General features: G+C 39.5%; 14 protein-coding genes. 1 reads left to right on the plus strand and 13 read right to left on the minus strand.

The window, feature by feature from the left end; genetic code table 11:
• Window positions 1-101: 101 nt before the first annotated feature.
• The 13 genes from AB5903_RS09020 to AB5903_RS09080 form a co-directional block, all read right to left on the minus strand.
• Entirely contained in the window at window positions 102-1301 is a 1200-nt protein-coding gene (locus AB5903_RS09020; RefSeq protein WP_368117802.1) for a glycoside hydrolase family 10 protein, read from the minus strand.
• Window positions 1302-1331: 30 nt separating this feature from the next.
• The gene (locus AB5903_RS09025) at window positions 1332-2735 is read right to left on the minus strand and encodes a DUF5009 domain-containing protein (protein ID WP_272710990.1); all 1404 of its coding nucleotides are present in this window, start codon (window positions 2733-2735) and stop codon (window positions 1332-1334) included.
• An 18-nt stretch (window positions 2736-2753) separates the two neighbouring features.
• Entirely contained in the window at window positions 2754-3905 is a 1152-nt protein-coding gene (locus tag AB5903_RS09030) for a glycoside hydrolase family 10 protein (protein ID WP_272710988.1), read from the minus strand.
• Window positions 3889-4761: a hypothetical protein gene (locus AB5903_RS09035; RefSeq protein ID WP_272710987.1), complete on the minus strand. Its 873-nt coding sequence runs from the start codon at window positions 4759-4761 to the stop codon at window positions 3889-3891. Before AB5903_RS09035 ends, AB5903_RS09030 begins: the two co-directional genes overlap by 17 nt.
• 88 nt (window positions 4762-4849) lie before the next feature.
• The gene (locus tag AB5903_RS09040) at window positions 4850-6652 is read right to left on the minus strand and encodes a hypothetical protein (RefSeq protein ID WP_272710986.1); all 1803 of its coding nucleotides are present in this window, start codon (window positions 6650-6652) and stop codon (window positions 4850-4852) included.
• A gap of 21 nt (window positions 6653-6673) precedes the next feature.
• Window positions 6674-8683: a family 10 glycosylhydrolase gene (locus AB5903_RS09045; RefSeq protein WP_272710983.1), complete on the minus strand. Its 2010-nt coding sequence runs from the start codon at window positions 8681-8683 to the stop codon at window positions 6674-6676.
• Between the two features lie 33 nt (window positions 8684-8716).
• Window positions 8717-10591 (minus strand): RagB/SusD family nutrient uptake outer membrane protein, encoded by a 1875-nt coding sequence (locus AB5903_RS09050; RefSeq protein WP_117940842.1) that lies wholly within the window; start codon window positions 10589-10591, stop codon window positions 8717-8719.
• Between the two features lie 15 nt (window positions 10592-10606).
• A complete protein-coding gene (locus tag AB5903_RS09055; RefSeq protein WP_272710982.1) occupies window positions 10607-13627 on the minus strand; it encodes a TonB-dependent receptor in 3021 nt (1006 codons plus the stop codon).
• 32 nt (window positions 13628-13659) lie between these two features.
• On the minus strand, window positions 13660-15849 hold the full coding sequence (locus AB5903_RS09060; RefSeq protein ID WP_272710981.1) for a GH92 family glycosyl hydrolase: 2190 nt from the start codon (window positions 15847-15849) through the stop codon (window positions 13660-13662).
• 21 nt (window positions 15850-15870) lie between these two features.
• Complete coding sequence (locus AB5903_RS09065) at window positions 15871-17733, minus strand: FAD-dependent oxidoreductase (RefSeq protein WP_272711003.1); 1863 nt, start codon at window positions 17731-17733, stop codon at window positions 15871-15873.
• A 67-nt stretch (window positions 17734-17800) separates the two neighbouring features.
• Complete coding sequence (locus tag AB5903_RS09070; protein WP_272710980.1) at window positions 17801-18973, minus strand: AGE family epimerase/isomerase; 1173 nt, start codon at window positions 18971-18973, stop codon at window positions 17801-17803.
• A gap of 78 nt (window positions 18974-19051) precedes the next feature.
• Window positions 19052-20494, minus strand: a complete 1443-nt coding sequence (locus AB5903_RS09075) for a sugar porter family MFS transporter (protein WP_272711002.1) — start codon at window positions 20492-20494, stop codon at window positions 19052-19054.
• On the minus strand, window positions 20478-21560 hold the full coding sequence (locus AB5903_RS09080; RefSeq protein WP_272710979.1) for a DUF4434 domain-containing protein: 1083 nt from the start codon (window positions 21558-21560) through the stop codon (window positions 20478-20480). The genes AB5903_RS09075 and AB5903_RS09080 overlap by 17 nt, the downstream gene beginning before the upstream one ends.
• Window positions 21561-21884: 324 nt before the next feature.
• Here AB5903_RS09080 and AB5903_RS09085 point away from each other — a divergent pair, with 324 nt between their 5' ends.
• On the plus strand, window positions 21885-23087 hold the full coding sequence (locus tag AB5903_RS09085) for an ROK family transcriptional regulator (protein ID WP_272710977.1): 1203 nt from the start codon (window positions 21885-21887) through the stop codon (window positions 23085-23087).
• Window positions 23088-23703: the final 616 nt, after the last annotated feature.

Below are 23703 nucleotides of genomic sequence, written 5' to 3' on the forward strand. Positions count from 1 at the left end.
TATTGGCAGAATCAAGTATGCATTAACTTAATTCCGCCAACAGGTTTCGCTATAATACAAAGTCCCAATATTTATCCTGTACCAATCAATACCCTAAAAATCTATTCTTTTAAAGTCGGAAAAAGGATTTTCTCTGTATATACCTTCTTTAAAACTTCTTGAACTTTAGAATTGTTTAATGCTTTATTATAAAAATAGATTTCCCCATTCAATCCTAAATCTCGGTTAATCTTGATTTGCTTTAGCAGCAATTCCGGAGTCATTTTAGAATTACTACCTTCCATTAAAATCATACCTGGTGCAAACAAAGAGTTAGCCCTACTCATCTTTATATGGTTCAACACTTCTAATACCGTATTCCTATAAGCATCCTCTGAATAACGATAGCACTGAACTGCCAGTAAATCACAAACTCCATCCTTGCACCATTGCGGCCAATCTTGCATTAAATTATCTTCGCACCACGGATAAGGATTAGGTGCAAAACTTACCATAGCATCAGGACTTATACACTTAACCGATCGATATAAACGGCGAGCAAAATCATTCAAAATATCTAAACGCCAACCGACCCATTCCTTATCATTATAATCCATCGGTGGCAATTTACCGTTATGCTGCGCCTGATATAATGAAACAGTATATGTATCATATCCCGAATTACGCGGCATCGCAGGAAGACGATCATCACCTTGCACTCCATCCAAATCAGGATACAAGTTTAAAGCTTCTTCAATCAAATCTATCAAAAAATTCTGAACAGACGGATTATAGGAATTAAAATAATAATCATGCCTATTATAATTAGCAGGCTGCTGTTCATTATTGATTCCTAACCAATGAGGATTTTTTGCCAACAACGGATTGGTAGAAGCAATAGGAGTACCTTCACCCATAAATCCATATTCAAACCAAAAGAATACTTTAATTCCCACCTTATGCGCCTCATCTATTAAATCACGTACGGGGTCATTAGTAGCACTTTTATAATCATATTCAGACAACAAATAACCATCTTCCAAATGTTGATAATTTGAATACCGCAACAAAACTTCGCTGCGATAAATGGTCTTCGTTTCAGCATAAGCCACTAAGAAAACAGAATTCAAATTCAATTGTTCCAACAGCTGAACAAATTGCTTTACATTTTCGTGGCTATGAAGAACGGACGTAAACCGAGGTGCAGGCACCCACACCCCCCGAATGCCTTCCACTCTATCTGCCGAAAAGCCATAGACACTTATACATAAGTAAAACAAGAACAAAAACAAACGTTTATTCATTTCCATTTTTCTAATCATAATTATATACTCCTTTCTATATGCATAAACTCAAGTTCTCCAGAACCACTTTAACTTAGTGAAAAACATTGCTATCATAACAGACAAGCCTGTCACAACAACACCTCTTAACAATCCTAACCAAGCATTTCCATTCAGCATACCCAAATATCCACTTAGTCCTAAAAGATTAATCAAAGGCATCACCACCAAATTCGGAGTTACATAAGCTATCATAGGATTTTTTCCAGCCATCTCCAATGGTTTCATCAACTTTTCACAACGATAAACATCACAAATTACAATGAATGCCAACAAGGCCATAAAAGCCAATCCTGATGTTACAAAATAATAGCTATAGGTTGAGTGATCCTTACGAATTCCACCTTCATAAGCCTCAAAGAATAAGCCTAACATCAACAAATAAGCTCCGACCATAAATAATTTATGCCAACAAGACGCATCATTTCCCGGCATTCTAAGCAAACGCTCCAACAAGACCAATAAACCTATGGTCAAAAAAAGATTAAGTACAAGACTGCGCGTATAAAGACCATACAAATTTACAACAACAATCAATACAGAAATCAGCAACACCCATAATGTCCGACGATTTTCTAACGACTGCATTCGATCTTGCTCCGTCCTAACAGACATCCACTCCTTCAAATATTCCCCTGCTATTGTTCCCGGAATAACTATAAACAGGTATTTTAAATAATAGAACCGATACATCCACGGAAGAGGAGAAAAATCCATAAATTCTTTCTGCCAAGAGCCGTCTGTAGAACTACCTAAAAAAATAGCCATAACAAAAGGCAGTATACCTATCCGCCACCACTTATTATGCTGTGTGAACAAATAGGAAAAAGAGCCAAACAATGCCATATTAGCCAATACCAATATAATAATATTACTAAATGAGAGGCTAAACTTGCGATCACCCGCATAAGAGACAGACAGCAAAAGATAAATTGCTACTCCATACGACAAAAGCTCTATCAGTACCCGCATCCAAGACGGTATCTTCAAAGGAATCTTCATAAACATAGGAAACATTAATAAAAAAACTCCTATGGATAATAACCAAGCCGTAGCATCTTGAGGAGAAGATGTCACCCAAGGATACATATGCTGAATAAATATTGCAAAGAAAGTCAGCCTCATACCACGCAACAAACATTCCCACATAATCCGCCAAGTCGATTCTCCCTTCTCTATCTTCCCACCTATCGAAAACGGGAATGCTGCTCCCATGGCAAACAGAAAAAACGGAAATACCAAATCGACCCATGTAATTCCCAAAATTGTAGGATCAAAAGTATGATTCGAACGCGGCCCTACCTGTGCATGATACATCCAACCAGGCAATACTCCAGAAGCAATGGTGCCTGACAAAATCATTGTAACAATAGCATAGCCACGAAAAACATCTAAAGATATAGCACGTTTCATTTTACACCCATCAATTTGTTACTTGTTTCTATAATTTACGAAGAATGAAGATAGCTTTCCCAAACCTTCATAAAACCAAAAGCACTCATTAGAAACTTGATTGCGTCGGTTACACTCTACCATCTTCCTCAAATAATCTTCCGTCGGATTATAGTCGCCATTCTGTATCAAAACACCCGGCATAAACTTTTTTCTATCCTTTGCCTCAACGTAAGACAACTGCTGCGCCAAAGTAGACTGATAAGAGTCTATGTCATAACGATAATGTTGAGGAATCACCAAATCCACATATCCTTTATCCAACCAAGAAGGCCAATCTTGCAAATATTCGTTTTTACACCAAGGGAAAACACTCGGAGCACTTGAAACAATCAAAGAAGACTTCTGCAGTTTCACTTCTTGATAGAGTTTTGCCATAAAAGTTGTCAATTTTTCACATCTCCAACTTACCCACTCCCCATTCTTTTCATCCATAGGAGGTTCGGCTTCGTGATGTTCACTCTTATACAAATTACGCGTATAGTCGTCATATCCGCCTTCAGACGGCATCGCCGGCAAACGATCATCTCCTTGTATGCCATCCACATCATAACTTTGGACAACCTCTTTCACCAAAGAGAGTAGGAATCCCTGCACTTCAGGATGCAAGCTATTCATCCACACAAAGCCATTCTTCATCAACAGAGCGCCTGTCTTATCACGGGCAGCCCAATCAGGCTTAGCCTGCAGAATCATCCCTCCATTCTGTCCATACGATGCTGCAAATCCATACTCAAACCACGCATGTACTTTAATATTATGAGCGTGTGCCTCGTCTATTATTTCACGCAACGGGTCACGTCCCTGATATTTTTCCATCATCTCTACACCAATCAAGTCTTTCATTATTCGACTGGGATATAGAGTCCTCCCGTTATTCCATACTACCACAAAAATATGATTAATACCATATTCTTCACATACGTCTACAGCCTTCTTTATATTTTCTTTCGAATCCAATACCTGACTTGCCGAACTTGTTATCCAAACACCCGAAAAATATTCAGGGGCAGTAGTTCCTCCCTCGGGCTCTTGAGGAGTATCGCTACTACAAGCCCCCAAAGGCAACATCAAACATACATACATCAAAACCTGCATCAAAGCCTTCTTCATCTTAAATTCCTCCACCATTAATCGTTATACATTCGCTACCTTTACTACTTTCTTCTTCCGAAGCATCTATATCAAAATATATAGAATCCGGACAGCGCATATCCGTAAATCGTCCCTTATGCATAGGCGCCTTCACCACTTCGTCCTTATAGAAACGGAACAAATAAGTCTCTTTCCAACAACTATTTTTGACCAGTGTTTGTGTCGGCTGTACCGGTTTTCCTTCATTAGCTACTTGATCTATAGCATTTACGCGTTTGAATTCTCCAATATTTCCTTTCTTGTATCCAGCACATTCATAATCTGTTTCAAAACGTTTGCCTGCACCATCTACAACGAACTTCAATTTATAATCATCTACAATCTGAATGGATATAGTAACCTCTTCGCCAGGATACCAATAATATCTTTCTTCGGCAGGTGCATTGGCATAATTTTTCTCTTGACCACTGATATGGTCAGTTCTGCGCATAAAAGGTCGAAATGCCTTTCGCTCCTGACTAACAACCCCACTTTCTTTCACCACCTCCCAAGTCAAACCTATGTCTGTTTCTTGACCGCCCATATTACCTCCCAAATAAACGGAAGGATTGTCCAAGTATTGTCCCGGCTTATTGGGATTCTTTCTATTTTCATCAAACTCAATTTGAGGAAGTACAACGGTTCCACCAATACCTAACCATTTATCCTTACCAGAAACAGCTTTCCGGTAATATGCGCCATCAAAACACTTCTGAGCGAAAGGACGCGTTTCATCTTTAAAGAACGTATTTATCGGATCCTCTTCTACGATATCTTCCGTAACTTGTCCATTTCCACAAGAGCAGAAACATAAAAGGGCTAAGCAAGATGCCATTTTCAATGCCATATTCATAATCAGTCTGATTTATTAAAAATAAGGGTGCATCACAATGCTTTTTTCGCCTGACACACCCTCATTATTCATTCGCTAAAAAACAGTTTTATTCAAATTCATAAAGATACAATCCTAAGTTCGTACAAGCAAAAGCCACATACAACTTACCATCAATAACTACCATATCAGCATCCATCGTGGCATTAGCATTTCCACCTTCTACCTTCATTGTACGCTTGAAAATAGGATGCTTATAAGAATCCAGCTGGCCATCCGTTATATCACAAATCCACATCGTACCTTTGTTATTATTATGGGAAACAAATGCCAAATAATCACGTCCGTTGTAAGATATAGTCTTTCCATCCGTGGTTGACATTCCTGAGAAGCGTTGAGTTTCGCTCATCATGTCACTCAAACATATTACGCCCGAATTGTCCATTTTTGCTGTTGCTGCAAAACCAAGATATCCCTTCTTATCCATAGGCATAGCGCATATACTCCAATAATAACTTGTTCCTGAAATCGGGAAAGAATATTTTTTTGGAGTAGAGTTCAATACACCGCCTGAAACTGTCCATACAAAAAGATCTGTCTTTTGGGCAATAGTCAATACGATTGTGGCATCACCATCCAACGAACCTGTAACATTAATACCGGCAGCACGAGGATTATAATCAACCCCCAAACTTGCCTTAGAGAATGAAATATACTCACTTCCCTTACCTGCAACGTTATCCCATTTATAAATCCATTGTTCTCCACCGCTCATACCAAGAGACAAAGCCAAAACCTTCCCTTGCTCATCTGTTGCAAATTTACGGAATCCATAACCTGTAGGATTCACACCTTCTGCAGACAGCTGCCCGGCTTGTTCACCATTGAAAGTATAGTATACAGGAGTTTTGGTAACTGAAGTGTAATTGCCAGCCAATAAATATTGATCACTAAAACCAACAGCACACAAGTCATTGGCTCCAAAGCCTAATTCCGAATAAGATTTTGTCCAAAGAGGCTCAAAAGAGAGCTGTGGTACACCTATCACAAATTCCGTTGCAATTCCGTTTGTTCCAGTCACTGTAACAACATTAGCACCAGTCATCAAATTCAAACCTTTGCCGGTAAAGCCCTCTTCAACTATGTTACCAAATCCAACTTTCAATTCCACATCTACAGAAGAAAAGTTCATTAATGCCGGAATATAAGGAGTCAACACATTATTTTCTACCACAAGAGAATCAGATTCTACTCCATTTACAATAATAGCATCAATAGACGCTGGGCCAACCGGTCCAGTAGTAAGTATCAACTCATACGGATACACAGTTTTCTCATCAACTCCCAACAAAGAAAAATTACATGGATTGGTATAATCCTTAGCAACTCCATTTTGAAAATCCTGCAATGTACCGTTTGCAAATTCAAGTGTAACCTCTAAAGCCATCAAATCTGTACCCTCAGGAACCTGAACAATTATTCGAGATGCACTTTCATGAATATCTTCTGCTGCAATAGTCAATCCTTTCACCACCAACGACAGCAACTTCGGAGCTGACTTAATACATAAATCTGTTTGAACAACCGTACCATCATAACCCTTGATTTTAATCGGGAGGGGCTTCCTACAATCATATTCCACTTCATTCACAAAATTCTGAAGTTCACCATTAGCCACCAATACCTGTAACTTAGAGTTTGACAAATCCTTACCGGCAGGTACCTCAACCACAGTTTCCGTTTCTGTTATAACAGAAGGAGTAAACAACTTACTATCAATCTTAACTCCCACAATACGTACTGTTTCAAAAGAACGATTATCATCATCGTCAGAACATGACACAAACATTGTTGTAAAGAACAATGCTATAAAGAGCAATGCCCCATTCAATTTAATCAAAATATTTTTCATTATAATTCTTCGTTTTATATATTATTTATTCATAATGGAATAAGCTATTCTCATCTGTTCGAAAAAATTAGCCCAATCCACATAGCAATAATCAAAAATCATCAATCCAGCAGAATTCTTAAGCGAAGCCCCCAACACTCTTCCCTGATTAGGAACTTTCAAATCCGGTAGACTAATAGATCCTAATATAGGACATTCACCACATGTCAATATATTGCCTAAAGTGATATAACGATTCACCTCTTTAGCCGTTTTATAATAAGTACCTATCATCAGAAAATCCAAATATTTCAAATAGCTGGTCTTGTTATATTCCTCGCCGTAAATCACACTCTCTGGAAATCCCAAACGTGAATTATACGAGAAAGAACGACTGGCCCAATTCACTCCATTCTGATAATAAACCTCATACCATGATCCCACATAAGCAGCCATCTTCAAATTCGGATTCTTTTTGTTTTTATACAAATCCACCAAATTTCTAACACGCCCAGTAAAATCAGAGATTGTCTGAGAACGAAAAGTTATCCATTCTTTAAAATACTTTCCCTTCACCATTGTCCCCAACGAATCGATACGAAAAGCATCAGCAGGAAAATTATCCAATCGTTTGCCCTGCGCTGCGAGATAATCTTCAAAAGCATTACGAGATGCATAACTAAAATCAGCATACAAATTATCATAACGGCAACGGTCTAATACAATGCCATCCACATTGTAATTTTTAAGAACCTCTTCCACGCGAAGCAACTGATAGTCCTGTACCTCCTTATTAGAAGGATTCACAAAAGCCAAAGCAACAAGTTTACCTTCTGCAGCCTCTTTACCACGCGTACTCTCTGTTATTTTCAGCAATTTTCCTTTATCTTCAGGACGTTGTACAATTTCTTCCCAATCTTTATGCTGTCCTAATATTGCAGAGTCATGAGTTGTTATATTACCTTCCGTAAAGAAATTGAAACTAACATACACTTTAATGCCTGCTGCATGGGCTTCTTCCAAAACAGTTTGAAGCAAATCAAATCCGGTATCTTCCACTTTCTTCTTCGGATTGGAAGTTGCCGTATAATAAGGACAATGGGAAAGATCATTTTTCCGATAAGAGACATAACCTTCCGGCCCCTTAATATCCAGACCAATCGCTGTAAAATCGGCTGACTTTACGTTTTTTATCATGGCAGAAACAGCTTCCCTGTTCACAAGTACCTTAGCATTTGGAAATTGTTCTACCCACATCACACGCTCTTTTTGGTCATCCTGCTGACTTTTCACATAAAAGGTCAAAGACTGTTTACCTACCTCAACCCCATCCTGCATCAAGAGCAAATCAAAATAATTGGTACCTTGCTTCAAGTCCAAATTAGCCTTAAACTCTCCATTTCTACTGACGGGTAATACAATCGAAGAATCACCTTGCTTCAAGAACAACTGATGCCCCTCTTTCTTATTGTAAGAAGTCACAATACCCTTGACCTCTACCGATTTTCCTGTTACAGTTTGCATATAGTCATCCTTCAGTTCAATCGTAGGCAGCGTCTTTCCTTCTTTTGCTGCAATAACCTGCTTCAAAGAGACTATCTCACCGTCAATACGCAATTTTACAAGGTCTCCAATCCTGAAATTTTCAGCAACAAATTTTTTCCACCCGGCAAAAGTGTAGTCGTCGTCTGATGCCAACAAGACAAATCCTCCCGCAGGCACAGCTATCTCCAGCTTTTGAGTATAGGAAGGGCGAATGTTTTTATCCACCCCTCCATTTACAATAGCTGTTACACGCATATTCTTATCAATCTGCAAAGCCGTATACACCGTACGATCAGACTGAATTTTCGAGTTGAATGCATCCGAGAACAAATAAAGACAGTTACTTACCTTCTCCCAAAATGGCTGGTCTACAAAGCGTATTTCCTTTTCTGGTCCTCTTACTACCAATGTAGGGTCGGGACTTGGAGCTTCAATAGTCACTTTTTGTTGAGCACACACAAAAGAAGCAAATGCAATAAATGCTATGTAACAAATCAATTTTTTCATACTAACTATCATATTATAATTCTTTCCAAAGAATTACTCGCCATAGCCTAAGTTCTGTGTCAGCCACGGGCACTTGTTACGCTCCGTTTGCGGAATAGCCCATAAATAGAATTTATCCTCCCAAGTACGGTCTTTATCACGCATACGCAACTTAGCTGCAAACTTAGCATAGCTGGCTATGTCATTCAAATCTCTTTCTGAGCCAGGTTCACCATAAGAAGGCACCATGTCAGAAGTTGCCTGCTCATATCCGTCAGGATATATCCCCTTAGAAGCATCGACACCTACCGGCAAAGGATAACCATATGTAGGTTCTGCGTTTTGCAAAGCACCTGTACGCCAACGACGCATATCAAACAGCATTAAAGCCTCTTTTGCCAACTCTACCTTTCTTTCACGACGTACAATTTGACGCATCTTAGCCTGACTGTTTTCACGAGTAGGATCAACTGTCAGGATGCCAGGCATACCTACACGAGCACGAACTCGATCAATTGCGTTAAATACTGTAGCATCCAATTCATTCAATTCAATTTTAGCTTCTGCATAAGTCAGCAGCACTTCAGCAAAACGCATCAGATGAATGTTATAGGTAGGAGTCGCAGAAGCTTCGTCATCAAAATGGTTGTATTTTTTCCATGCAAATCCTACTCCGCTAAATACATAACCATATTGAGCAACAGATCCCTCATAATCCAAATTAGCAACCATTTTCTCTGCACCGGTTTCATCCCACGATTTAGTCTGAGGATTAAATAGCTCCATCAAGAATTTCATCTTATTCGAACCTGTATTACCAATAATCGTATCATGATGAGTATAAACAGTCTCTTTCAAACGAGGGTCCCTACTGATAAAAGGCTTCTTAGGGTCATAGCCCGAACCGACCTCATCAATACGTTTACCATTCTTCATTTCATAAGTATCTACCAATTGCTGAGTAGGAAAACGGCCACTCTGCCCAATCATACGACATTGCTCTCCCAATGACATATAATGATAGCTTTTATCACCGAAATCAGAGAACATCATAAACAACATACTCTCTTTCTTAACATCAGACTTCATCTGTCCAGTACGAGTAAATAAGTCCTTATAATTTATAGCTAGATCACGCCCACTCTCATTTATCACTCTTTTGGCTGCGGCAGCAGATTCTTTAAAATAGATTTCAGCTTGCGCTTCATCTTTCACAGCATCACGACCAAAACCAAATTTACACCAAGAACCTGCATAAAGTCCCATACGGGCTTTCAAGCCCAAAGCAACAGACTTATCAACACGTCCCCACTCAGACGCCTCCCAAGGCAAAATTGATGCTGCTTCCTCCAAATCAATCATAATCTTATCTACAACTTCTCTCCATGGAGTACGAGTCATATTCTTGAGTTGTTCAGCAGTAACCGATGTTTCAAAATAAGGTATATCACCCCACAATGAAACTAACTGCATGTTATAATGAGCTCTCAAAACTTTAATTTCTGCCAAATAAACTTTAGCCTTATCAGACAAAGTATTATAAAAAGGAGCCGCTCCATCAAGTACAGAATTACATCTTGCTACAGAAGTGTAAAGGGTAGCCCAAATAAATTCTGGAGTAAAATTTGTACGAGAATCTATATTTCCCACTCCCATAGAACTATTATCAGCACGCTCAATTCCAAAAGGAGTATACATATCCCATAATATAGACAAAGGAATATTACTGCTACTTCCATTCGTATGATCCATCTTTAACAAAGCATAACAAGCTGTTGCACCTTGTTTTATAGCTCCTTCATTATTATAAAAATCTGAAGACAAATATTCGCTCATAGGCTCACGATCTAAATAATCGCTACAACTTGTAAAAGAAAAAGTCACTAAAAACAAAGCAAAAAAAGCTTTGACATTCAATATATTTTGCATATACTATTTTCTATTTTAAAATTTTAAATCTAAGCCAAATGTAAAAGTTTGCATAATAGGATAGAATTCACCTCCCTGAGTTCCACTATAAGAAGCTTCAGGGTCATAACCACTATAAAAATCACTTATCGTAAATAAATTCTGTCCGCTAACATATAGTCTTAAACTAGCAATCTTCAATTTACTAGCAACAGCAGAAGGCAATGTGTAACCTATAACCAAGTTTTTTAAACGACAATAAGAAGCATCACGTACCCATTTGTCTGATTTCACGTAATTATCTGAAGAATTTGCCTCTGGCACAAGAATAGGATACTCGGCATTCTGATTTTCCGGCGTCCATGAATCCAACTGATGTCTAAAAAGATTTGATCCATTGGCAAATGGCTTCAAACCTATTCCACTCATATAAGCAGAACGTTGTCCAACACCTTGAAAGAAAACTGTTAAATCAAAATTCTTCCAACCTGCATTTAATGTCAATCCATACTCAAAATGAGGAAATGGGTCACCTAAATAAACCATATCACGCGAATCTATCAACATAGGATCAGTATCCTCGCCCTTATATACTTTTTTATATTTCACAAAACCTGGACGTGCAGCATTACTCAATTTAGGCGAATTTGCAACATCATCCCAATCTTTATAATATCCGTCAGTCAAATATCCCCATATACCTTGATTAGGATAGCCTTCTACCAATGTTTTATCCTGCGAATTCAAGCCATTCAAATCCGTAATTTTATTACGATTATCATTAAGTGTAAATGTAACTCCATAAGTAAAATCATTAATCTTATTTCTGTGTCCAATACTAATTTCCCATCCTTTATTGGACATATCACCCGCATTTGAATATGCTGGTTTCATACCAGCATAATACGGCACAGGGAATTTCATTAGCATATCATATACATTCTTAATATAATAATCTGCGGTAACTGTCAACAAACCGTTCCACATGCTCAAATCAATACCTAAATCAAATTGCTTTGATTTTTCCCAAGTAATATCTGCATTAGACAATGCAATCTGAGCTACTCCCGGAGTCAATTCTTTATTGTCACCCAAATAGTAACCATAACCTGGATTTATTGTAGAAGCATAAGGATAATTACCAATATTTTGGTTTCCTAATAGACCGTATGAAACCCTTAATTTCAAAATGTCAACAATATCGTTCGCTTTTTCCATAAAGTTTTCTTGGGAGATAACCCAACCAGCCGATACAGATGGGAAGAAACCCCAACGGTTATCAGGCGTAAAGCGAGAAGAACCATCATAACGCCCATTGATCTCCAATAAATAACGCTGCTTATAATTATAATTTAAACGAGCATACCATGACATTATAGCCCACGAATTAGCTCCTCCACTAGATGTAGCTGTAGATCCATCACCATTATCCAGATAATTCTGTCCTAAATCAAAACCCTTCTTTCCTCCAGAGAATGAGGTATATTCACTATCTTCTGCTTGGAAACCAACTAATAACTTAGCATAGTGATCTTTTATTGTCCTCTCATAAGAAGCTTGAGCTCGATAATAATTCCGAATTGTTTGATTCCAAGATTCTGTAAGTCCATCCTGTGCCGGATAATTTCCCAAAACTTGTCCTTTCAAAGACGTTGTATAAGGAGTGATTAAACTACGACCACGATTCGTCACTTGTCTACGAGAATATTGACCTATTATATCCAGTCCTTTTATAGGAGTCAATGTCAAAGTTCCATTAACCAACGCTTCAGTTGACGTAGTTCGTTTTTCTCCACTATCATTGGCCATAGCAGTCGGATTCAGACCATTTTTTCCATATCCCCAATTACCATCCAACTCTTTTGCTGCTGAAATAGTCGGCAACATATATAAAGCCTGGTTGATAATTGATTTAGGACTTCCCATTCCCGGGTTTGACAAATTAGATTGGCGCAAATTAGTCTCCAAGCCCAACTTAGCCCAAGGTAAAATCTTAGCATCAGCATTCAATCTCAAATTGGTTCTATCATAATTATCATTAGGGATCAAACCATCTTGATACATATAAGAACCAGAACCAAAGAAAGACAAGTTTTCACTACCACCACTTACTGTGACATTATGATTATGCATCAATGAATAATCACTAATGGTTTCTTCCTTCCAATTTGTATCATATCGGTTCCAATTATCTGGACGCAAAGTACGCTGTTCCTCTATCAATTTTAATTGTTGAGCTCTCTGAGTCTCTGTCACCGTCATACCAGCATTATCCCAAGAATTCAATTCTGCCTGCAAATATTCCCAAGCTGCAACAGGTTCGGGCATATTAGTAGGACGTTGAATCGTTACATATCCACTATAAGTAGTAGTAATCTTTCCTTCTTTTCCTCTTTTAGTTGTAATCAAGATAACACCATTCGATGCACGCGAACCGTAAATAGAAGCAGAAGCCGCATCTTTCAATACCGATATAGATTCAACCGTATTAGGATCTACTTGATTTATATCCGTTTCAATGCCGTCCACCAATACCAAAGGATCCTGATTAGAATTAATAGAACCTATACCACGAACACGAATTGTAGATCCGTCTGCTCCCGGCTGTCCTGAAGTCTGTTGGATTGTAACACCAGGCATCGCTCCTTGAAGAGCCGTTGACAAAGAAGCTACATTTCTCTTAGTCAAAGTCTCAGAACTTACAGAAGAAACTGCTCCCGTCAAAGTTGCTTTTTTCTGCTTAGCATAACCTACAACCACCGCTTCTTCCAGTTGAATAGCATCTACAGACAATCTAATGTCCAATCTACTCTGATTAGCAGTAACCGTTTGAGAACGGTACCCAACATAAGAGAATATAAGTTTACTTCCTTTAGGCACATCAATAGAATATTTTCCATCAATGTCCGTCACTGTACCTTTATCGGTACCAGCAATAACAATTGTAACACCGGGTAATACATCCATATCATCCGAAACCACTCCTTTTACCGTTAGATTCTGTGCTTGCATACAGACAGCCCCCAACAAACATAGTAAAAACAGGATTTTTTTCATAATTGATTAATTAATTTTGATTTAGTAATAGATTAATTGTTTTTTCCCATCTCATATTCCAAGACTCCTCCATTCATAATCTCTTGATAAGATATGGCAGAAGAGTCAACCTCTACTCCATTCAATTTAACAGATTGGATATAGATATTTTCATTGGAGTTGTTTTTTACTTTAATTTTCAATTCCTTGCCATTCACCAACTTCAACGTTGCCTCATTACATAATGGAGTTCCAAAGACAAAAGTCCCATCAACAGGATTAACCGGATAAAAACCTAATGCAGAGAAAATATACCAAGCTGACATTTGGCCACAATCTTCATTTCCAATCAACCCATCCGGTTGAGTTGAATAAAAATTGTTATACACTTGACGAAGCAAACGAGCCATTTTCTCATTTTCTCCCACATATGCATACAAATATAGGATGTGATGACTAGGCTCATTTCCATGAGCATATTGCCCTATCAAACCTGATATATCAATGGAGGCGCCTTCATTCAATTCTGAACTTACCGTAAACAAACTATCCAATTTTGAAACAAAGCGTTCTTTCCCACCAAAAAGTTGAATCAAACCTTCTGGGTCGTGAGGAACAAGCCAAGTATACTGCCATGCATTTCCTTCCACATAATCATCTTCCAAGTGCACACTATGAAAAGGATCGAAATTCATTCGCCAATTACCATCTGATAATTTACCACGCATAAATCCCAATGAAGCATCAAAATAATGTGTATAGTACTTCGAACGCTTTAAAAATAATCGGTAATCTTCTTCCTTATTCAAATCCTTAGCCAACATAGCAACAGCATAATCATCAACAGCATACTCCAACCCCCTAGCAACAGACCAAGAAACTTTATCAGCTGGAATAAATCCTTGATTGCGTACATAGTCCAAACCATTTTCATTCATCTGTTCTATACTCCGAACAGCCTTGAATGCACGCTCCTTGTCTATACCTTGAATGTTTTTCAAACAAGCATCTACAATGATAGGGATGGAATGAACACCCACCATGCAACTAGTTTCATTACCAGCCAAATGCCACACAGGCAATGTACCTTGACAATCATAAATATCTAATAAAGTATTCACATAATCAGCAACCTTACCATCTATCAACGTATTCAAAGGTTGTACAGCCCGATAAGTATCCCATAAAGAGAATATAGTATACGGAGTAAAGCCCGGAACGGCCTTATGTATCTTGCCATCTGCCCCTCGATATTTTCCATCAGCATCAGCAAATATTGAAGGTGAAATCATCGTATGATACAAGGCTGTATAGAATATCTTCTCTGCATCATACTCTGCATGAAAATCAATTGTCCCTAAACATTGGTTCCACTTGGCATAAGCTTTGGCCTGCACTGCATCAAAATCTTTATTGTTTGACTCTTTTGCCAAATTCAACGCAGCTCCATCTTCCGATGTGTATGAAATACCTGTTTTCACCACCAAAGGCTCATCAAGACAACCAAAATTTAAAAGTCCTCTAACGGCTTTATCTTTCTGATAAAGTTTAAAATCACGTATAGGAGCAGAAAATATTGTATTAAAAAAGACCCGATGATCCATAGCCCATTCATCCGAAATGCGATAACCCGAAATAGCCGTATCATTCAATTGCACTAATTCAGCTTTCAAGGTTCCTTTACGCATTATTAATGATTGTACACTTTCATCCAAGTCAACAACCAGCTGTGCCTCTACTGAATCCGGATAAACATAACTATGATAACCAACTCTTTCCGTTGCTGTCAACTTTGCTGAAATACCATATTTTTCCAAAGAGACGGAATAATAACCAGGAGTTACATATTGTGCTTTTTTGGAGAAAGAAGAGACATAATCCTTAGGATACAACATATCCACATTACCATTTACTCCATGTACAGGCATAAATATAATATCACCTAAATCAGCAATTCCGGTTCCGCTCAAGTGCGTATGAGCAAACCCAATAATAGTAGAGTCTGAATCATGATAACCAGAACACCAATCCCAACCCTTAGATAAGTTATTGGGGCCCAATTGTACCATACCATGGGGGACAGAAGCTCCTACAAAAACGTGTCCATGTCCTCCTGAACCAATCAACGGATCAACCAAAGCCACATAGTCTCTTTGCTTATTCTCTTCTTCTTGAATCTGTTTGCACCCGCAAGCACACACTAATAACATAAGAACAAGAAGTATACTTTTAATGTTTTTCATATTCTTTATTCAGATATCTCTTCAAGTTTTCTGTCCAATATAATTACCATAAACATCAACTTGTTTTTTATTGAATGGATCCAAAATCTTATCAATCAATAAAGCCATTTTCGCACGAGAGACATTTTCCGTCCAATCAACATTTCCCCATTGGAACTCAGTCCAAAGTTCCTCTATTTTTTTATCCACATCCATATCGATACCTTCGCTTACAGCTATTTTCTTTATCAAATCAGCAGCCTCTCGCAATGATACGGGTAAATTACCTTCGATTGTAACACCCACACTCGGATATACATCAGACAATCCCTGTAGTTCATTCTTTACCAACAATGCATCAGCTCTAAACCAAGTTTGATTAGACCATTCTACATTGCGTCCTACTCCTTTCATAATACCTGTAGAACCAATCCGTTGCAATGATGCGAACAAAGGAGAATCAACTGGCACATCCAAATAGGGCAACAAATAGCCTCCGGCCTCCAAAATCTTATTCTGCACATCACGTACCGATACCTCGGCTATCTTCTTGTCCTGTTCGATGGATAAAGCTGCCAAAGTTCCTGCTGCTTGTCCTATCTGCATAACCACAGGCTGCAATCTAGTAGTTCCATTCACTATGTTCGACACAGAAATTGATTTTTCCGCAACAATCAAACCTTCCACATTCTGAGGTATCAAAGTTCCTAACGGCAAACCGTAGGATGGTATCGGATAGAAATATAAATTAGGAAGTTTCTCTTTACCTTGATAACGAGTGTGATGATGGTCTACCGGATAATCACCTACTGCGATACATGTCCTATATAATTTTTCTTTTTGATCAAATGGTTTTGTGATATGATTCAACGTGAAACGTACTTGCCCATGGATGCGACGTGATTCCCTATGATAAGGAATAAACGGCAACTTATCTTCCGTAGGATACTCATCATCCGCCAATCCCAATGTATTATACCCCAACTCATGCTGCAAGAAATATACAAAGCACATTGTATAATGTTTGGCCGCTTTCAAAGCCTCCTCACGTTCCTTTGCTGACATCTCCACCAGATTGATATAATAATCGTTGCCTTCAATCGGCCAATTAATCATATACTTGTTATTGGGTAATTTACCATAAGTTATCATCATATCTTTCGACCAGACGCGATTCGATTCTTTAGGAGAAACGCAAAGCTCGTTCGTACAAGCACATGCAAACTCATTGGGGCTATATCCTTCTGGACGCTGGATGGTCACATCCTTACCATAATCTTTCAATATAGCCACATACGTCAAATCCTGCACAATGCTATTGGCTGCTTCCGGTGCAATATCCTCACCTGTTTCATGCCTATTCTCCATACCGATATCATAACGGACTCCGCAAAGCTTTGCCACATCACCCAATTCTGTTGCATCTATTACAATCTTGGCCTCTATATCCTTCACTTTACCATTAGGCAAGTTAACCTGAACAGACCATTTTTGACCTTTTCGTTTCAACGTCTTCAACGAAGTTTTTTTCAAAACTTGCAAATTATTCTCGGCCGCAACCATTTCATTGAAAATTTCATTTCCTACAGAAGGTTCAAAAAGCACATTGCTTACCCATCCAGTTTTTAAAGAATCCAAACCTCCATAATGTACAGCCAGACGATTTTTGAATTCGCCCCATATCCCTGCAGGAAGATTATAATTACCATCTATCGCACTTACCCCAGCAGCAGTAAGCATACCACCCAGCCAATCTGTTTCTTCAACAATCAGAGTCTTTGCCCCCAAACGAGAAGCCTGAATACCTGCCGACACTCCACTGGCACCTCCTCCAATAATCAACACATCTATTCCCTCTTCATTCTTATTCACACATGAACTTCCCAAGAGAAAAGACAGCAGCATTGTTATAAGTAAACTTCTTTTCATAATATAAATATCTAATTAACTCTAAAAACGTATCACCACAACATCACTTATTGGCAAGTTCTTCCAAAGCCTGCCAACATTGGAACAAACCTCTGGGCACATGGAAACATCCTTTCCACTTTCCACCCTTCAGAGGAAGAAGCACTTCACCTCTACGACTTAGATAACCAAACCATTCCGGATGTTCTTTATCCTTAAAATGACTCCAAGTGTAATTATGCATCTTTTCAAACCATTCCAAGCATTTGGAGTCACCAGTCAATTGATACCCTTTAATCATAGAAATCAAAGTTTCAATATGTACCCACCAAAGCTTCTGATCCCATTCCAATTGTTGCGGGGGGAATCCGTTACGATCCATAAAATAGTATATACCGCCAAATTCTTCATCCCAACCGTATTCCAACATTTTCAATGCAGTATCTTTAGCCTTATTTATCAATTCCGGACGATTCAAGCGTTTGCCCAAATCCATAATAAACCACATAGCTTCAATAGCATGGCCGGGGGTTACCTGACGACCTTCAAAGCAATCCACCAAGCTATTATCTTCGTTCAGATTTTCCACAATAATTCCTCCTAGTTCCGGACGCAGAAATACTTCCATCACTTCATGGATACAAGTATCCATCGTCTTTAACAAATAGTCTTCAGCCAATAAATGTTCTATTTCCAACGCCAAATTGCAAAGTATCATTGGAAGAGCAAATCCTTTTAAGTTACGCGTACCGGGATGCTGCTTGTTCCATCGCCCCTTGGGATTGTCTACCTTAGAGAGAATGATATCGAACGTTTTCTTAGCTATCTCCGCGTATTCCCGGTTGCCGGTAGCGAGATTGAGCTGCCCGAACGCCATTGTTGCGAAGGTATAGGAGAAGATGTTATAGGGTTCCACCAGCGGATTACCTTGGCGATCGAGAGAGAAATACCAGTTATAGTGGCCGTCGTGGCCGTACTTTTTTAGGAACTCGCCGCCTTGAATGGCGCAGTCGAGCCACTCTTTACGTTTTTCCACCTTGTTGTAGAGCATGGAGAACAGCCATATTTCGCGCCCCTGCAGCCAGATAAACTTGTCCGTGTCGAACACCCGACCGTCACGGTCCAGGCATGTGTAGTAACCTCCGCATTCAAAGTCCTGCGAATGTCGCAACCAGAAAGGAAGTACATTGTCAAGCAACTCGTTTTTGTACTGTTCTGCTAATTTTTTAAAATCCATAATGGTATGTTTGAAGGTTATTATTTGTGATTCAGGCTTCGCAAGTCCGAAACCTGATTATTATAAATAAGGTCGATTTTATTCTTTCTTCATCCAGTAGCATTCTATCTCCTCCAGCGACTTGCCTGTGGTTTCTGGAAGCAGTTTCCAGATTATCAGCATGTAGGGCACGCACATGAGGGCGAACAGCAGGAATGTTCCGGTTGGAGTAAGATTCTGGAGCATCCAGGGGGTGAGCTGGCCCACAAGATAAGTACCTATCCATAGGGCAAACCCGGCGATGGACATAGCCATGCCGCGGATGCGCGTGGGATACATTTCGGACAGCAGTACGAAGATGACCGCACTAATGGAGATGGCACAACAGAAGACGTAGAAAAGAAAGAAGAAAAGTAGAAAAGAGTTGGGTAGCCTCATGCTTTCGCTAAAGTGAAAGTAGAAACTGATGAATAGCAACGAGAGCACCATTCCGGACACACCGTAGTAGACCAGCTTCTTGCGTCCCACCTTATCAATGATGAATACGGCAATGATGGTAGTCATTACATTGACTATGCCCACCAGCACCTGGCTGAACAAGGCGTCACCGCCCGACAGACCGGCCTTCTCGAAAATAGAGGGACCGTAATAGAGTACGGCATTCACACCCATAAACTGACCGAGAATGGCAATGGCGGCACCTATCAGTACGGCCTTGAAGATGCCTGGTTGAAGCAGGAACTTCCAATCAGATTTAGCCTCGGAGCAGATAACGGATTTGGTGTCTTGCAACTGGGCATTCATCTCCGCCTCGGAGAGGTATATTTTACGGAAAATGTTTACAGCACGTGCATCACGTCCCTTCAGGATAAGCCAGCGGGGACTCTCGGGAATAAAGAAGATAATGCAAAAAAAGAGTACGGATGGGATTCCGGAGACTCCCAACATTCCCCGCCACACTTCGGACACAAAGATACGATTCATCCACTCGTTACCCAGCATGGTACCACTCTGCGAGAAATGAAGCAACTGGAAATTAGTGAGGTAAGCTCCTAGAAAACCGATAGTAACGGCAAGTTGGTAAAGGGAAACCAAACGGCCGCGATATTTTGCGATGGAAACCTCGGAGATATAAAGCGGTGAAACAATGGAAACGACACCGATACCGACACCTCCTAGAATACGTGCCATCACCAACTGGTCGAACGAATTGACAAATGCGCAAACGATACCGGACACGGAGAAAAAGATAGCGGCCACGAGCATCGTCACCTTGCGTCCCCAGTGGTCACTCAACTTGCCTGCCATCAACACGCCGATGATAGAACCTATCAATGCACAGCCGACAAACCAGCCTACCTGTATTTCATCAAGTGAAAAGCGTGATGTCACTTGCGAGATAGTACCTGAAATGACTGCAGCATCGTAACCAAAAAGGAAACCACCCAAAGCAGCCACCACAGAAAGGAATATCAGATAATGGAGATTTACTGTAGAATTCATGGTTATTGTACATTTAGCGTGCTTACTTGATGTGAAAATACTCCTTATAACGGTTGTACAGATGCCCTGCCTGTAGGTAGGCGGACTGAGGACTCATAAAATGGGAGAATTCAAAAGTGATGGCTTTGTCGTAGCCAGCACGTCTGGCAGCCTCCAGCTTCATTCGTAGCTTATCCCACTTAATAGGGAAAAATTTGATGGGCATATCTCGGTCGAAACTTTCGGCATTGGTCCAGCATTGCATGCCATACTTGTCTGCCAGTTTCTTGTTCACTGTGAAGAAGGCATCCAGTTCATCGTAGTCGATGTGCCCGTCCTGAAAGGCGCAAGCATCCACTACGTCGTGTATGCCGTCGAATATCTCGTTCCATTCGCGCTCGTGTTCATCCACTGACACAGCATCGGCTTTCGTCAGTAAACTGCCGTTAGCCATCACGGCCTTTTTCCCGTCAATCCACGGCGAGATGAAAGTGGGCAGACCTCCGGAAACGTCCTTGCACTGCTTGCCCATAGCATGGAAAGCATCGATAGCTCCCTTGGTAGCACGGCTTATCTCACCGCTAATATACCAACCTCCAAAACTCTTGTATTTGCTGCCATAGTTCTGCCAAACCTCGTCTATCACGTATTTGTTATCCTCTATCTCCCAAGAAAGGTCACCCGTATCCCAGTAACGTCCTGAATCATAGAGGCCAAAGTAAAACTTCATGCTGTACTTATCCGCTAGGCGAAGGAACATATCCAGCAAATCAACAGAAGGCATATAACACCCTTTGCCCAATAAATGCGCTGAAGGATAAGTGATGAATTTGCGATAGCCCGACCGGATCATTATGACCGTGTCAATTCCAATACTCCGCATATACCGAAAATCCTGATCCCATTCCATTTCCCCCCAATTCTGATGGGGAATATCATGGGATATCTCATCCAAGAACGTGCCGGTAATTTTAAGTGCATCGCCCATGGGGACCAGCATGGAAGAGGTAGACTCTTGAGAAAAGAAACAATCTCCATCACTCTCTCGCCCTAACAATGAAGGGGTCATGAATGCAGACGCACCCAACAAAGCGGTCCTCTTTAAAAAATCCCTGCGTGTTTTCATTATTAATAAAATTAAGATAAACTATTATATATAAAACCTATTGAATACGCTTTTTTAAGATAAAAATCAATTATGCTTTCCATTGTTTTAGATATTAATTGCTATTATTCAATTATCATGCTGCAAATATATATATATTTAATATCTTTGTAATGATTAATAAAGTATTTGATTAATATATAGCTAATACTTAACATATATTAATACATATATACTAAATAATTTACATAATAACGAATCAAATACGCAATATTTCAAACTAATTAATTCAAATATGTCAATATATTAAATCAAATAGAGCAAATAATATAAAAACATATACCTATGAAACAGAATTTATTAAAAGAAATGGAAGCCGGGAGCAAGAATGCACTCTTGAAAAAAAGGATTATCACACATTATATATATAATGGAAGTTCCACTATTACCGATTTAGCCAAGGAACTCGATCTTAGTGTGCCCACAACCACCAAATTCATCAATGAAATGTGTGAGGACAACTATATAAACGACTACGGGAAACTGGAGACCAGTAGCGGCCGCCATCCAAGTCTATACGGACTCAACCCAGAATCAGGATACTTCATTGGGGTGGACATTAAGAAATTTGCCATAAACATCGGACTAATCAATTTCAAGGGGGATATGGTGGAAATCAGGATGAACATACCGTACAAGTTCGAAAATACACAGAAAGCTTTGGACGAACTGTGTGCACTCATCCGAAGTTTCATAAAGAGAACAGAAATCAACGACAAGAAAATAATGAATATCTGCATTAACATCTCCGGAAGGGTAAATCCGGAATCAGGATATAGTTTCAGCATGTTCAACTTTTCAGAGCGTCCTTTGGCAGATATACTGAATGAAAAGATAGGATACCCGGTCTGCATAGACAACGACACAAGAGCCATGACCTATGGAGAGCACATGCAGGGATGCGTCAAAGGGGAAAAAGACATTATCTTTGTCAATATAAGCTGGGGGCTCGGAATCGGCATCATCATAGACGGGAAGGTATACACGGGAAAATCCGGATTTTCCGGAGAATTCGGGCACGTCAATGTTTTCGACAATGAAATACTGTGCCACTGCGGCAAAAAAGGATGCCTGGAAACGGAAGCCTCAGGGTCGGCACTGTACCGCATTCTGTTGGAAAGAATCGGTAGCGGAGAAAGCTCCATACTGTCAAAACGGACTGCAGAAAATCCGCCCACATTGGATGAAATCATCACTGCAGTCAACAAAGAGGACTTGCTATGCATTGAGATAGTGGAGGAAATAGGCCAAAAACTAGGAAGGCAAATAGCTGGATTAATCAGCATATTTAATCCGGAACTAGTAATAATCGGAGGTACACTATCATCGACGGGAGACTATATAGTGCAGCCAATTAAAACGGCAATAAGGAAATACTCATTGAATCTGGTCAACAAAGACGCCACGGTAACTGTTTCCAAGCTAAAAGACAAAGCTGGAGTAGTTGGAGCCTGCATGCTGGCACGGAGCAGAATGTTCGAAATTTAAGACGGACGTTGCCGGTATAATGGGATTGACAAAGAGTATACCAAGAATGCAACTATCATATACAATAAATTGAAAAAGTGAGGCGGTAGTTAGTTACTGATAAAAGCACAGAATAAACCTGCATCATAATAACCGATTTCCAATACTGCCTCATATTATGGAATTCGGAAATATAAATTATTAAACTGTTAATAAAGAGAAGATGAAATTTATAGGATATACTCGGAAATATTACGAACATAACGAAGATTTGAGAAAATAGCTCCTAAGATAGGGACAAAAAAGCAAAAGGAAAAGTTAATTAATCCCGGAGCTCTTAAACATAAAAATTCAAAAAGGACTGGAAACGCCATTCAGTCCTTCATTGTCACTCTAGATCTTTTCATTGACGATGGTATTGTTTTCGTTATCCAGTTCAGTCAGCCTGCAACTGATATACACCTCCTATTTCTTTATGTTCCACTGGTCCGATACCCTTACTTCAATGGAAAGTTTTATTTGTTTGTTCCTGGCACATGCCACAAAATAGATATTCGCCGGTTTCTCAGACTTGGATTTGCAAAAGTTGAAACTACATCCAATCTCGTTTATGAAAAACTGTGCATTCATAAGGCAG

Origin of the sequence: Bacteroides sp. 2201st1_D9_2201SCRN_220225, from assembly GCF_040928965.1 — a bacterium.
GTDB lineage: Bacteria > Bacteroidota > Bacteroidia > Bacteroidales > Bacteroidaceae > Bacteroides > Bacteroides stercoris.

What these genes read in the sequence shown, in the direction of transcription:
- AB5903_RS09085 (WP_272710977.1), top strand. Translation starts at nt 21,885, where the DNA reads ATGAAACAGAATTTATTAAAAGAAATGGAAGCCGGGAGCAAGAATGCA.
- AB5903_RS09045 (WP_272710983.1), bottom strand. Translation starts at nt 8,683, where the DNA reads ATGAAAAAATTGATTTGTTACATAGCATTTATTGCATTTGCTTCTTTT.
- AB5903_RS09030 (WP_272710988.1), bottom strand. Translation starts at nt 3,905, where the DNA reads ATGGTGGAGGAATTTAAGATGAAGAAGGCTTTGATGCAGGTTTTGATG.
- AB5903_RS09025 (WP_272710990.1), bottom strand. Translation starts at nt 2,735, where the DNA reads ATGAAACGTGCTATATCTTTAGATGTTTTTCGTGGCTATGCTATTGTT.
- AB5903_RS09050 (WP_117940842.1), bottom strand. Translation starts at nt 10,591, where the DNA reads ATGCAAAATATATTGAATGTCAAAGCTTTTTTTGCTTTGTTTTTAGTG.
- AB5903_RS09040 (WP_272710986.1), bottom strand. Translation starts at nt 6,652, where the DNA reads ATGAAAAATATTTTGATTAAATTGAATGGGGCATTGCTCTTTATAGCA.
- AB5903_RS09035 (WP_272710987.1), bottom strand. Translation starts at nt 4,761, where the DNA reads ATGAATATGGCATTGAAAATGGCATCTTGCTTAGCCCTTTTATGTTTC.
- AB5903_RS09020 (WP_368117802.1), bottom strand. Translation starts at nt 1,301, where the DNA reads ATGATTAGAAAAATGGAAATGAATAAACGTTTGTTTTTGTTCTTGTTT.
- AB5903_RS09080 (WP_272710979.1), bottom strand. Translation starts at nt 21,560, where the DNA reads ATGAAAACACGCAGGGATTTTTTAAAGAGGACCGCTTTGTTGGGTGCG.
- AB5903_RS09070 (WP_272710980.1), bottom strand. Translation starts at nt 18,973, where the DNA reads ATGGATTTTAAAAAATTAGCAGAACAGTACAAAAACGAGTTGCTTGAC.
- AB5903_RS09055 (WP_272710982.1), bottom strand. Translation starts at nt 13,627, where the DNA reads ATGAAAAAAATCCTGTTTTTACTATGTTTGTTGGGGGCTGTCTGTATG.
- AB5903_RS09060 (WP_272710981.1), bottom strand. Translation starts at nt 15,849, where the DNA reads ATGAAAAACATTAAAAGTATACTTCTTGTTCTTATGTTATTAGTGTGT.
- AB5903_RS09065 (WP_272711003.1), bottom strand. Translation starts at nt 17,733, where the DNA reads ATGCTGCTGTCTTTTCTCTTGGGAAGTTCATGTGTGAATAAGAATGAA.